Raw genomic sequence first — 13984 nt, 5'->3', positions numbered from 1 at the left:
AATCTGTGTGGACACTCATCACGACAATCATCGTGTAAGGAGGTGATCCAGCGCCAGGTTCCCCTAGCGCTACCTTGTTACGACTTCACCCCAGTCATGAACCACAAAGTGGCAAGCGTCCTCCCGAAGGTTAAACTACCTGCTTCTTTTGCAGCCCACTCCCATGGTGTGACGGGCGGTGTGTACAAGGCCCGGGAACGTATTCACCGCAACATTCTGATTTGCGATTACTAGCGATTCCGACTTCATGGAGTCGAGTTGCAGACTCCAATCCGGACTACGACGTACTTTGTGAGATTCGCTCCACCTCGCGGTATCGCTGCCCTCTGTATACGCCATTGTAGCACGTGTGTAGCCCTACTCGTAAGGGCCATGATGACTTGACGTCGTCCCCACCTTCCTCCGGTTTATCACCGGCAGTCTCCCTGGAGTTCCCACCATTACGTGCTGGCAAACAAGGATAAGGGTTGCGCTCGTTGCGGGACTTAACCCAACATTTCACAACACGAGCTGACGACAGCCATGCAGCACCTGTCTCAGAGCTCCCGAAGGCACTCCAGCGTCTCCGCTAGATTCTCTGGATGTCAAGAGTAGGTAAGGTTCTTCGCGTTGCATCGAATTAAACCACATGCTCCACCGCTTGTGCGGGCCCCCGTCAATTCATTTGAGTTTTAATCTTGCGACCGTACTCCCCAGGCGGTCTACTTAACGCGTTAGCTCCGAAAGCCACGACTCTAGGTCACAACCTCCAAGTAGACATCGTTTACGGCGTGGACTACCAGGGTATCTAATCCTGTTTGCTCCCCACGCTTTCGCATCTGAGTGTCAGTATCTGTCCAGGGGGCCGCCTTCGCCACCGGTATTCCTTCAGATCTCTACGCATTTCACCGCTACACCTGAAATTCTACCCCCCTCTACAGTACTCTAGCTTGTCAGTTTCAAATGCGATTCCTAGGTTGAGCCCAGGGCTTTCACATCTGACTTAACAAACCACCTGCATGCGCTTTACGCCCAGTAATTCCGATTAACGCTTGCACCCTCCGTATTACCGCGGCTGCTGGCACGGAGTTAGCCGGTGCTTCTTCTGTAGGTAACGTCAAATGATTAAGATATTAGCTTAACCACCTTCCTCCCTACTGAAAGTACTTTACAACCCGAAGGCCTTCTTCATACACGCGGCATGGCTGCATCAGGCTTGCGCCCATTGTGCAATATTCCCCACTGCTGCCTCCCGTAGGAGTCTGGACCGTGTCTCAGTTCCAGTGTGGCTGATCATCCTCTCAGACCAGCTAGGGATCGTCGCCTTGGTGAGCCCTTACCTCACCAACTAGCTAATCCCACCTGGGCATATCCGGTAGCGCAAGGCCCGAAGGTCCCCTGCTTTGCTCTTACGAGGTTATGCGGTATTAGCCATCGTTTCCAATGGTTATCCCCCTCTACCGGGCAATTTCCCAGGCATTACTCACCCGTCCGCCGCTCGCCACCCAAGGAACAAGTTCCTCTGTGCTGCCGCTCGACTTGCATGTGTTAGGCCTGCCGCCAGCGTTCAATCTGAGCCATGATCAAACTCTTCAATTAAAAGTTTTCTGAAGCTTTCGCTTCGGCTCAATGAATACTGATTACATTCTTTGCTTAATAAAAGCGAAGTAATGTTGAATTGACTGTGCTGAATGATTGCTCATTCAAATGGTCACTCAGTTCATTGATAAATCTTTTTTGATTATCATCAACGAGTGCCCACACAGATTGATTGGTTTATATTGTTAAAGAGCGTTTTGCTTCGGCTTTCTTACCGAAGAGGCTGTGCATTCTAGCGAGATAATTGTCAGAGTCAAACTCTTTTTTCAACTTTCTTCATCGAAGCGTTTTAGCCTTACTGGCTGACTCTAAAGCCTTGCGGCGTCTGCCGTGTCAGTGAGGGCGCATTATAGGGAGGATTTAAAATCTGGCAAGCTCTAAAATGCTTTTTTTATACTTTTTCAGTCCAAGCGAACAAATTAACAACAAAACCACTAAAAAGCGCACTTTTATGCTCAATTAACAAGCAAAAGAGCCACTCGAAGTGGCTCTTTTATTTATCTAGATAAGGCGTCTGCTACTGGCTTGCGAAAATATTCCCCTCTTTTACCGATAGTAAAATAGGTGAACCAGGCAGGAACCTTCCAGCCAGAATCGATTTCGCCAGTGGGTTTTCCACATTTTGCTGAATCGCACGTTTCAGTGGACGAGCACCGTAGACAGGATCGAAACCAACATGCGCGATCAGATCCAGCGCCTCATCATCTACCTCTAGTTGGTAGTCTCGCTCTGCCAAACGCTGACGTAGGCGAGCCAACTGAATAGAGGCGATCGACTTAATATGCTCTTGACCTAGAGGGTGGAATACCACACTTTCATCCACTCGGTTCAAGAACTCCGGACGGAAGTGTTTGCTGACCACATCCATCACTTGCTCTTTAATGCCTTGGTAGTCCAACCTTGCAAAGTTTTCTTGAATTCGGCTTGAGCCTAAGTTCGAGGTCATGATCACCACGGTATTACGAAAATCGACCGTGCGCCCTTGACCGTCCGTCAAGCGACCATCATCCAAGACTTGCAACAGAATATTGAAGACATCCGGGTGCGCCTTTTCTACTTCGTCGAGCAAAATCACCGAGTAAGGTTTACGGCGCACCGCTTCCGTTAAGTAGCCACCTTCTTCATAGCCGACATAACCTGGAGGCGCGCCCACTAAACGAGCAACTGAGTGTTTCTCCATAAATTCCGACATATCCACGCGTACCATGGCATCTTCGCTATCAAACAGGAAGTTGGCCAAGGTTTTACACAGCTCGGTTTTACCGACCCCTGTTGGCCCCAAGAATAAGAAGGAGCCAATCGGACGATTTGGATCAGAAAGCCCTGCACGACTGCGGCGAATCGCATTCGCGACCACTTCCACCGCTTCTTTTTGGCCAATCACGCGTTTATGCAGCACTTCTTCCATGCGCAGTAGCTTTTCTTTCTCGGCTTCGAGCATTTTTGAAACAGGAATACCGGTCTGTTTTGAAAGCACTTCGGCAATTTCTGCATCCGTCACTTTATTGCGCAGCAGAGTCATTTCCTGCATTTCTGCTTGCGCGGCCAGATCGAGCTGCTTTTCTAGCTCTGGAATCCGACCATATTGCAGCTCTGACATGCGGTTCAAATCCCCCGCACGGCGAGCCACTTCCAGATCCATCCGCGCTTGCTCTAATGCTGCTTTAATATGCTGTGTACCAGAAAGTGCCGCTTTTTCCGCTTTCCACACTTCTTCCAACTCTGCGTAATCGCGCTCTTTCTCTTGCAACTCTTCATTTAAGATCGCCAAGCGTTTTTCACTGGCTTCATCGTGCTCATTGGAGAGCGCTTGCTGCTCAATTTTCAATTGGATGATTTTACGCTCAAGCTTGTCCAGTGCTTCTGGTTTGGAATCAATCTGCATCCGAATGCTTGAAGCTGCTTCATCGATCAAATCGATGGCTTTATCAGGCAACTGACGATCGGAAATATAGCGATGCGATAAACTCGCAGCCGCCACAATCGCCGGATCAGTGATTTCGACATGGTGATGCAGCTCATAACGCTCTTTCAACCCACGCAAGATAGCGATGGTATCTTCCACCGTGGGCTCATCCACCAACACTTTTTGGAAACGACGCTCTAACGCTGGATCTTTTTCGATGTATTGGCGGTACTCATCTAAGGTCGTTGCGCCAACACAATGCAATTCTCCACGCGCCAAAGCCGGTTTGAGCATGTTGCCAGCATCCATCGAACCTTCACCTTTCCCCGCACCAACCATGGTGTGCAGCTCATCAATGAAAAGGATGATATTGCCTTCTTCTTTCGCTAACTCATTGAGTACCGATTTCAAGCGCTCTTCAAATTCACCGCGGTATTTTGCCCCGGCTACTAGCGCACCCATATCTAAAGACAATACGCGGCGTCCACGCAGGCCTTCTGGCACTTCATTATTGATGATGCGTTGCGCCAAACCTTCCACTATCGCAGTTTTACCCACACCGGGTTCACCGATGATCACTGGGTTGTTCTTGGTTCGGCGTTGCAGCACTTGGATAGTTCGGCGAATTTCATCATCACGACCGATCACAGGATCGAGTTTGCCCTGCTCAGCGCGTTCAGTCAGATCGATGGTGAATTTTTCCAATGCTTGGCGCAGTTCTTCCGCATTCGGGTCATTAACCTTTTGTCCACCACGAATCTTCTCTATTGCTTCAGAGACTTTTTTCTCGGTCAGTCCAAACTCTTTGAGTAAGTGACCCAGTGGCCCTTTGTCCTCAATCGCAGCAAGTAGATAGATTTCAGAGGAGATGTAGGCATCTTGACGCTTTTGCGCGACTTTATCACACAGATTAAATAGTGTACCTAACGCCGAAGAGAGCTGCACATCACCACCAATACCACTCACTTTCGGGAGTCGATCCAACATCTCGCTCAGCTTAGAGCGCAGTTGCATCACATCGACATTTAGCATGGTGAGTAATGGGCGGATCGGACTGCCGTTTTGATCCAACAGTGCCACCATCAGGTGCACAGGTTCGATATATTGATGATCACGCCCGAGCGCTAATGACTGGGCATCGGAAATCGCGATCTGAAATTTGCTCGTAAATCTGTCAAGACGCATACCAACCTTCCTAACCTCATCTGAGATAAATTGAATACGTAGGAAAGATGGTTATCACAAACCAGATTTTCAAGGGAAGTTGAGGAAACTTTCTTGTTGTTTGATATGGGGATGGATGGAGGCTTACTCTTCAAGCCAAATAAAGGCCGCTTGCCGCCCCGTCACTCCATCTCGGCGATAGGAATAGAAGCGATCCGCATCCTGATAGGTACACAAGCCACTATCAAAGACTTGCTCAATACCTAATTCATGCAAACGTAGTTTGACTAACTGACTCATATCCGCCAGCCATTTGCCCTGTTGTGCACGAGGAGTGAAAGCATGCTCAGCTTGAGGATGATGAGCAACAAAAGCGGCGAAAACATCTTCGCTCACTTCAAACGCCTGCGCACCAATCGCAGGGCCAAGCCACACCATGACATCACCGGACATTCTTGCCGCTGTTTGTTCAACAATGCCATTCAGCAAACCACGCCAGCCAGCATGAACCGCAGCAACTTGGGTGCCAGTACGATTGGTCATTAATACTGGTAGACAATCTGCCGTCATTGCCGAGCACACAATCTTCGGCGTTGAAGTGATGAGGCCATCGGCATCCAACACTTGCTCAGTCGGAGCATCAACATTGAGTACCACCGTGGAATGGGTTTGATTGAGCCAAATGGGTGAACTTGGCATCGTTGATGCTTCCACCAACGATTGCCGATTACGCAGTACAAGTTCAGGATCATCCCCAACATGCATACCTAGGTTTAGCCCTTGATAAGCACCTTGTGAAAAACCACCGTGGCGAGTCGAACTAAACGCTTTGACTTGTTTGGGTGCATTCCAGTTGGGGAAAATCATGCTTAATACTCTTCTGTACGATTTTGCTTCGCATCTTCACGCAATGCGAGCGTCATCTCGACCATGTCGTCAGGTACCGGTGCATGGAATTCGAGCTCTTCACCCGTAATTGGGTGCTCAAATTTCAGCATCACAGCGTGCAGCGCTTGACGATCGAAGCCACGAATCATCTCCGTTAACTCTTCTGACGCCCCTTTCGGAATGCGCGCACGGCCACCATAGGCAGTATCACCTAATAGAGGATGTTGCAAATAAGCCATGTGCACACGAATTTGGTGAGTACGGCCCGTTTCTAAACGCAAACGCAAACGCGTGTGTTCACGGAAATGTTCCGCAACACGGTAATGCGTGACGGCGTGTTTACCCATTGGTGAAACCGACATCAAAGTACGCTTAGTCGAATGACGACCAATCGGCTTATCAATCATGCCGCCTGCGGTCATCGTGCCAATCACAATCGCTTCATACTCACGAGTCACATCGCGCTTTTGTAGCGCACGTACAAGGTGAGTTTGCGCAGGAACCGTTTTCGCAACCACCATCAAACCAGTGGTGTCTTTATCAAGACGATGGACGATACCCGCACGTGGTACTTCAGCGATCGGCGGATAATGGAATAGCAAGGCATTAAGCACTGTACTATCCGCTTGTCCCGCACCAGGATGCACCACAAAGTCACGCGGTTTGTTAATAACGATAATGTCGTCATCTTCATACACGATGTTCAATGGCAAATCCTGCGCTTCCCAACGCTGTTCGTCTTCCAGTTCTGCCTGAACGACAATCACCTCGCCACCCATCACTTTCATGCGCGGCTTAGTGATCACTTCGCCATTTACGGCAATCTTGCCTTCCAACAACCACTCTTTTAAACGTGAGCGGGAAAAATCGGTAAATAATTCAGCCACAGCTTGATCAAGACGTTGACCAAGCTGGCTCTCTTTTACTGTTTGAGTTAATTCAATCTGATGAGCCATATCGAACTTTTTAAAAAACCGTGAGACTAATAGTCACTAGTATGGAAAAATACGCCGACATTGTATCTGTTACTGCCAAGAAAGTAACGAAACGATTTGCGCGCGGTTTACGCACCTATTGAAAAGCAAGATTTGCAAGGAACTCCACCCTGACATGAAATACCAGACTTTATCAGGCCTACTCGCGTTATCCCTGTTATTTGGTTGCTCTAGCAGCCCTGAAGTGGTTCCAGATGTACCACCATCCGAACTGTATTCAGAAGCACAAACCGCGCTGCAAAGCGGCACTTGGTTAACCGCCATCGAAAAATTAGAAGCGCTCGATTCACGCTATCCGTTTGGCGCATATTCAGAACAAGTACAACTCGATCTGATTTATGCCTATTACAAAAATGATGATCTTGCGCTTGGCCTCGCCACGATTGAACGTTTTACTCGTCTTAATCCTACACATGAAAAAATGGATTGGGTCTTGTACATGCGTGGCCTAACACACATGGCGCAGGATCGTAACTTTATGCACGACCTGTTCAATGTGGACCGTTTTGATCGAGATCCTGAGCCAGTAAAAGCGGCTTTTGCAGATTTTAAGAAACTGCTGCAACGCTACCCAAATAGCCCATATGCAGAAGATGCTCAACGTCGAATGTATGCACTCAAAAACCGTTTAGCAGAATATGACTTAGCGACAGCCGATTTCTACATTCGCCGAGAAGCATGGATTGCTGCAATTAACCGAACTCAAGAATTGCAAAAAACCTACCCTGATACCGAAGCGGCACGCAAAGCGTTAGAAATTCAGCTCGAAGCCTATCAACAATTAGGTTTGACAGAAGCAGTTGAACGCACAAAGCAGCTAATGCAGCTTAACCCGTTATAAATATTAGAAAAATATCAAAGCAAAAAGAGCCACAATCATTGTGGCTCTTTTTTATGATTCTTTTTTGAAACGATTTCACTCATATCAGTACAGCTCGGTACAAAGTGATCACTATCACAAAATCAATGTGGTGGATTTTCATTCATTCGGCGTTTTAAAGCCGAAACAAAGCACTAAAAAATCGGAAATTTTTAGTCTCTACTTACTCGAATCTAGCGTTTTTGCATCAGATAACAAGCTTTTTCTTTACCTCTTCAACACAAGATTTGCGACAGATCACGTTTATTTCACTTCCTAAAAAACCGCAACATAAAAGTGATTTAGATCACATTATTTAGCCTATAGCGAGGTAATCTGAACTCAACCCATAAGGGATGACACAGAGGAACAAGCACTATGAAAATGAACATCACTGGTAAAAATATCGAAATCACCTCTGCAATCCGCAATCATATTGAGGGTAAATTTAAAAAATTAGAAAAATGGCAAGTGGATATCATTGGTTGCCAAGCCTGCTTTAGTGAAGAACCCAATAAGCAGAAAAAATTTGAAGCGGTGGTGAGCATTCCACGTGGTCAGTTAGTCGCCTCCGCCATTCATGAAGATTTGTACGCAGCGATCAACGAGGTAGAACAAAAGCTAGAGCGTCAACTCAACAAATTACGTCATAAACCGGAAGCTCGTCGGACAGATAAGCCTGAGCTAACCGAGGAGACTGAACAATAGACTCATGAAAATAGCGCCGAAACGGCGCTATTTTTTTGCTTGACGCTCTTAGTTGGCTTGCTTATTGTGTGGCAAAACCTATGGATAAATATTCAACAAACATGTCTAAACTACTGTCCTTTTTTGACTTCTTTTTTCTCCGCTAGACTCGGAGGCTTGCTCGTTTAAGAAAGAAAAGTCAAAAACGAACAGAAAGCCTCCTCACTAGGAGGCTTTTTTTATAAGGATTATTTTAATGACCCACCAACCTCTTTCTCTCGATGATATTCGTCTACGTCTTAACGACATCGATAATCGCCTATTGCAACTTCTTTCTGAGCGGCGTCAATTAAGTATTGAAGTGGCGAAAAGCAAAGTCGAAACCGCAAAACCGGTACGGGATCCCGTTCGTGAGCAGCAGTTGTTGGTTAAGTTAATCAACACTGGGAAACAGCAATATCAGCTTGATGCCCAATATATCACTAAGCTATTTCACACCATCATTGAAGACTCAGTTTTGCTCCAGCAGGCTTATTTGCAAAACCTAGCCAATCCACAAAGTCGTAAGCCATTAGCGAGAGTCGCTTTTTTAGGTGCAAAAGGTTCCTACTCCCATCTTGCGACTCGCGAATATTTCAGCCGTAAAAATACAGAATTGATTGAGCTAAACTGCGATCACTTCAAAGAAGTCGCAAGAACTGTCGAGTCTGGCCATGCCGATTACGGTGTTCTACCAATCGAAAATACCAGTTCAGGCTCCATCAATGAAGTGTACGACCTACTGCAACACACTACGTTGTACATCGTAGGAGAGTTAACCCAACCTATCGAACACTGTTTAGTCGCAACGCAAGAGATTCGTCTAGAAGATCTCAAAGTGCTCTATTCACATCCACAGCCTCATCAACAGTGCAGTGAATTTCTTAGCCGTTTAAAGGGAGTGAAGCTTGAAAGCTGTGCGAGCACTGCCGATGCTATGAAGAAAGTCAAAGAGCTTAACCGTGCTGATGTCGCGGCAATTGGCAATTCGACCAGCGGTAAGTTGTATGGCTTACAACCGATACAAGGCAATATTGCTAACCAAACAGAAAACCATACTCGCTTTATTGTGGTGGCTCGTAAACCAGTGGAGGTTTCACCCCAGATCCCGGCGAAAACCACGTTGATTATGTCGACGGCTCAAGATGCAGGTTCGCTCGTTTCCACGTTGTTGGTTTTACAACGTTACGGGATCAATATGACCAAACTCGAATCACGGCCGATCATGGGTAATCCGTGGGAAGAAATGTTCTACGTTGATTTAGAAGCACACATTGATTCAGACGAGATGCAGCAAGCTTTAGCTGAGCTAACCCAGTTGACTCGACACCTTAAAGTGCTCGGTTGTTATCCAAGCGAAAACGTCAAACCCACACAGGTTAAATTTATATAGCGTCAATAATTTGAACCAATTAAGCTGACAGTCGCATAAGCTCTGACTATAATGCCACCAAATTATACAAATAGTTAGGTGATCCAGGCTGTCGGCGTAGCCAATTTTTTGGCTCTTACGCTGTTTTTTTATTTGTCGGATCGTCACCAAATTTTGTCATGAATGGGTACCGTATTCACAAATGAACAAACGCTTTCTTTCGCTGATGATGTTGAGTTTTCTCTGTCATCAAGCCAGCGCTTTGGAACTGAATGTCTACCTCTGGGAAGATACGATTGCACCAAGCGTGCTCGAAACCTGGCACAAGCAAACCGGTGTGTCTGTCAATCTTTATCATTTTGACAACGATGATGAACGCAGCTTACTGATGTTAAAGAGCGTTCAGTTACCGTTTGATATTATGGTATTAGACAATGTATCCGCCTTTATTTTTTCAAGGCAGAATGCGTTTGAAGATCTCACCGCGTTAAGCAATCGCAGCAATAATGACCCTATGTGGCTCCAAGCTTGTGGTACTCACGCCATTCCCTATTTTTGGGGAGCAGTCGGCATTGCCTATCGTAAAAGCCTCTTTGATAAACCGCCAACCCAATGGAGCGAAGTGATCGAGATTGCCCCACAACATCGTGGCCATGTCGGTATGCTTAAAGACAGTGTAGAAACACTATTACCCGCGCTGTATATGCTAAAAGCCTCTCCCATCACCGAGTCTATTGATACCTTAAAACACGCCTATCAGCTGTTAGAGTCTGCCAATCCTAATATTCTGACTTATGAATACGTGCTGAGTTACGTGCGCAGCCATCCGCAGACGGATAACCTACATATGGCGGTCGCTTACAGTGGTGACCACTATTCATTAAACCGCTTTTTCAATCATCAAGATTGGGATTTTACGGTTCCAGACGGTCGGCCTTATTTATGGGTCGATTGCATGGCCGTGAATACTTCATCCCCCAACCCTGATCAAGCCAAAGCGTTCCTCAACTTCTTGATGACACCAGAAATCGCCGCACTCAATGCTGAGTATATTCGAGCTGCAAGCCCAAACTACAAAGCACGCGCTTTGCTCCCTGTAGAGCACCGAGAAGATCTCTCGATTTATCTCCCAGAGCAGCGATTGGCGGAAGGGATAATCGACAGCGAACTCTCGGCGAAAAACCTTAGCCTGCGTGCCAAAATCATCAGCAGTGTGACTCACCAATATGAAGCTAAACCATAGAATCCTGTTACTGATTGCGCCAGTGATTCTGCTCAGTGCAGCAGCGTCAAGTTACATTATTTACGCCAGTCAGAAAAATGCACTGCTTAAAAGAACGGACAGCTATTTGCAGCTCAATATAGAGAAATTAGCCAGCCATTATCGACAAGCGCAAGCATTGGTCAGCAGTTATGCATTCACACTGGCGAAAAGCGACATTATCCGCCACTACTTCTCTTTGGAAAAAAATCCTTACCGCGAGTTAGAGCTCGTGGATAACCTGCGTGAAACTTTGCATATCTTACAGCCTAGCGAAAAACAGTTAGTATCATTGTCGATTCTTAATGGTAATGAAGAGCTACTGTACTACGCAGAAAACAGCGCCGATCCATTTGCCGAGCTTGACCCCAAAGTCATGGCGTATGTCAAACAGCGCTTTGCCTCAACGCAAAGCACTTCAGACATCAGTTATACCGTCAACTCCGCTGGCGAGGATATCTTGGTTCGCTATGACATGTTAGATAGACAGACACTCTCGACTCCGCTCAGTTATAACCGGCAAGATGTCTTTTTTGTTGTGGTGTATGTAGTTTTAGAGCAGTTCAATCAACTGCGTAAAAAGATTGAGTTTGATAATCAAAGCCCGATTTTTTTTACCCATTCTCCGCCGCGTTACAAAACAGGGCTAACCCAATCGATTGAATTACAACCGGGGTTTTATGCGATTTTAGATCCAGCCCCCAAGCTAATTAACGAGAAACTGCACTCCATTCAACGTGAACTGTTACTCTCTTTTGGCGTGTCGGCACTGGTCACTGTTCTGCTGCTTCTGCTGCTACTTTATCGTCATGTCATCAACCCCATCCTCAATTTGGATAAGCAGCTCGCAGAAGTCGAAAGCAATAAACGAAAGAACATCGAAAAACTGCACACAGATGATGAGATAGGACGGCTCTCATCGCGTTTCTACGCGATGTACACCGAGCTTCACTCCACCTATCAACGTACAAAAGCACTGGCTGAAAATGATCATTTAACCAAGTTAGCCAATCGCTATCAGTTTCAAGTTCAGGCGGATCTCTTACTTTCCCGCTGTTACGACACCCAGCATATCTGGGTTCTCTATATCGATTTAGATAACTTCAAATACGTTAATGACAAATATGGCCACCAGATCGGCGACTCACTTCTCGTCAGTTTTGCTACACACATTCGTCAGTTGTGTAAAAATTTCGAGGCGAGTCATAACGCATACAGCATCGCCGCTCGTTTGTCGGGAGATGAGTTTGCGATTCTCCTTGTCGCGCCCAAACGGCTCCATGACTGTGCAAATATCTTCGCACAACGGGTTCTTGACCCAATTCAAAGCCAAGACAACTCTCCTTTAAGCCGCTTTCCGATCACGGCGAGCATTGGAATTGCCACGTTCCCCAAAGATGGGGATCACATTGAGAAATTACTCCTCAATGCCGATACCGCCATGTATCAAGCTAAAAACGCGGGAAAAAATCAGATTGCCTACTACTCGCAAGCGTTAGACCAAATCGTGCAGCGACGGAATAATATTGAACGAGCGCTACGTTTGGGGTTATTCGATCAAGAATTCCATTTGGTATATCAACCCTACTTTACCTGCTCAGGAAAACGCTTAGAGGGGTTTGAAGTTTTACTGCGTTGGCAATCGGATTTGCTCGGCGATATCTCACCCGATGAGTTCATTCCGATTGCCGAACAAACAGGATTATTTGGCACGATCGATCGCTGGGTGGTTTCTCAAGCCTTTCGAGAATTTGCCGACCTGCAAGCCATGTTTAATGAACCAATTCAGGTTTCCATCAATCTCTCTTCTGCGGAACTTAACTCACTGAAATTGGCCCAGTTTATTCATCAGCAGGCGAGGACATACCAAGTTCCTCCACAATGGATTGATTTTGAAATTACCGAAACGTTTGCCGCAGATTCGCAAAGCTTTCCATTACTGCATGAACTCTCTCGTCTCGGCTATGGTTTAACCATTGATGATTTTGGCTCCGGATACACATCTATTACTCAATTGGTTCAATACCCAGTACAAAAGATTAAGTTTGATCGCCAGTTTTTAGATACACTGATTGCCACCAACAAACAAAATGTTATCCGCCCTTTGATTGATCTTTGCCATTCACAATCAATGAAAGTGACGGCAGAAGGCATTGAGAGTGAAACCATGCATCAATGGTTAGCCGATTATCGGTGTGACTACATGCAAGGCTTTTATTTTGGCCATCCGATGAGTCTCGAGGAGATCCATCAGTGGTTACATTCCCCAAATCAGAAAAAGAAGAGTTATGCGCAAGATCATTATTGCTTCACAGAACCCAGCCAAAGTGAATGCCGTTAGAAGTGCTTTTACAACCGTATTTCCTGATCAAGAGTGGGAATTTGTTGGCGTATCTGTCGCCAGCGAGGTGGCGGATCAGCCCATGAGTGATGCTGAGACTAAACAAGGGGCGATAAACCGAGTTCGTAATGCCAAACGGCAATATCCGAACGCAGACTACTATGTTGGCCTAGAGGCAGGGATTGAAGAGAACAAAACCTTTGCGTGGATGATCGTTGAATCAGAGCATCAACGCGGCGAATCTCGCAGCGCCTGTTTGATGTTACCACCATTGGTATTAGAGCGTTTACACCAAGCTAAAGAACTCGGCGATGTGATGGATGAAGTGTTTGGCACTGAAAATATAAAACAAAAAGGTGGAGCAATTGGTTTATTAACCCGCCATCATCTGACTCGAAGCACCGTCTATCATCAAGCCTTGATTCTGGCACTTATCCCATTTATCAATCCTGAACACTATTCTCAGCACTAATCCATCGGGCTTGAAGCGATGACCGACTCCAAGCCCGATTTTGTCACACCTACCCATCACGCCGAAAGACTACTTGGGCGGCGTTAATAGTTCGATTAATGCCGCTTTTTCTTCGTCTGAACGTGACTTCAGTTCATTGGAGCCACGAGTGATGGTCGCAATCCCCACCCCGAGCATTTGGCTGATCTGACGCTGAGACATCTCACCACTCAATAACTCATGCACGATATTCACCCGAGCAATCAGCGCATCACGCTCATCAGGTGTCATCAACATGGTCAGCAACATCTCATGCTGCTCTTGCTGCACGGCTTGCTTGACCAGATCGAGCACTTGCTGCCACTCACTGTAATAAGGTTGTTGTACCATGGTTGTACTCGTTAAGTGATACACCGGCTTATTGTAGTGCAGCAAAGTGAGGA

At 46.5% G+C, this 13984-nt stretch carries 10 protein-coding genes, 1 rRNA gene and 1 other annotated feature; of the genes, 6 read left to right on the top strand and 5 right to left on the bottom strand.

Annotated features, from left to right (window positions below):
• Positions 1-35: 35 nt before the first annotated feature.
• The 4 genes from MKA69_RS07630 to rluD form a co-directional block, all read right to left on the bottom strand.
• Positions 36-1578: ribosomal RNA gene (locus MKA69_RS07630) — 16S ribosomal RNA — on the bottom strand.
• A gap of 517 nt (positions 1579-2095) precedes the next feature.
• Positions 2096-4669 (bottom strand): ATP-dependent chaperone ClpB, encoded by a 2574-nt coding sequence (clpB, locus tag MKA69_RS07625; RefSeq protein ID WP_001235065.1) that lies wholly within the window; start codon positions 4667-4669, stop codon positions 2096-2098.
• Between the two features lie 123 nt (positions 4670-4792).
• Positions 4793-5515, bottom strand: a complete 723-nt coding sequence (pgeF, locus tag MKA69_RS07620; protein ID WP_305847779.1) for a peptidoglycan editing factor PgeF — start codon at positions 5513-5515, stop codon at positions 4793-4795.
• 2 nt (positions 5516-5517) lie between these two features.
• The gene (rluD, locus tag MKA69_RS07615) at positions 5518-6492 is read right to left on the bottom strand and encodes a 23S rRNA pseudouridine(1911/1915/1917) synthase RluD (RefSeq protein ID WP_000941109.1); all 975 of its coding nucleotides are present in this window, start codon (positions 6490-6492) and stop codon (positions 5518-5520) included.
• Positions 6493-6646: 154 nt separating this feature from the next.
• Between rluD and MKA69_RS07610 the strand changes: the two genes are divergently transcribed.
• The 6 genes from MKA69_RS07610 to yjjX all read left to right on the top strand — a co-directional run bounded on the left by MKA69_RS07610 (position 6647) and on the right by yjjX (position 13562).
• Entirely contained in the window at positions 6647-7372 is a 726-nt protein-coding gene (locus MKA69_RS07610) for an outer membrane protein assembly factor BamD (protein WP_055029651.1), read from the top strand.
• A gap of 396 nt (positions 7373-7768) precedes the next feature.
• Complete coding sequence (gene hpf / locus MKA69_RS07605; protein WP_000783368.1) at positions 7769-8098, top strand: ribosome hibernation-promoting factor, HPF/YfiA family; 330 nt, start codon at positions 7769-7771, stop codon at positions 8096-8098.
• A 100-nt stretch (positions 8099-8198) separates the two neighbouring features.
• Positions 8199-8320: a sequence feature (Phe leader region), on the top strand.
• A gap of 13 nt (positions 8321-8333) precedes the next feature.
• Complete coding sequence (gene pheA / locus MKA69_RS07600) at positions 8334-9509, top strand: prephenate dehydratase (protein ID WP_305847778.1); 1176 nt, start codon at positions 8334-8336, stop codon at positions 9507-9509.
• Between the two features lie 181 nt (positions 9510-9690).
• A complete protein-coding gene (locus tag MKA69_RS07595) occupies positions 9691-10731 on the top strand; it encodes a spermidine/putrescine ABC transporter substrate-binding protein (RefSeq protein ID WP_305847777.1) in 1041 nt (346 codons plus the stop codon).
• Positions 10715-13090 carry a biofilm architecture maintenance protein MbaA gene (gene mbaA / locus MKA69_RS07590; protein ID WP_305847776.1) on the top strand — a complete coding sequence of 792 codons (2376 nt, stop codon included), beginning with the start codon at positions 10715-10717 and terminating at the stop codon, positions 13088-13090. The genes MKA69_RS07595 and mbaA overlap by 17 nt, the downstream gene beginning before the upstream one ends.
• On the top strand, positions 13077-13562 hold the full coding sequence (gene yjjX / locus MKA69_RS07585) for an inosine/xanthosine triphosphatase (RefSeq protein WP_032470138.1): 486 nt from the start codon (positions 13077-13079) through the stop codon (positions 13560-13562). Before mbaA ends, yjjX begins: the two co-directional genes overlap by 14 nt.
• A gap of 69 nt (positions 13563-13631) precedes the next feature.
• On the opposite strand, the gene trpR is transcribed toward yjjX, so the two are convergent.
• A complete protein-coding gene (gene trpR, locus MKA69_RS07580) occupies positions 13632-13931 on the bottom strand; it encodes a trp operon repressor (RefSeq protein WP_000250624.1) in 300 nt (99 codons plus the stop codon).
• Positions 13932-13984 lie beyond the last annotated feature (53 nt).

Source organism: Vibrio sp. AH4 (assembly GCF_030710545.1).
GTDB classification, from domain to species: Bacteria; Pseudomonadota; Gammaproteobacteria; order Enterobacterales; family Vibrionaceae; genus Vibrio; species Vibrio metoecus.
The sequence above is the reverse complement of the archived record's forward strand: the minus strand, read 5'-3'. Positions and strand labels throughout refer to the sequence as shown.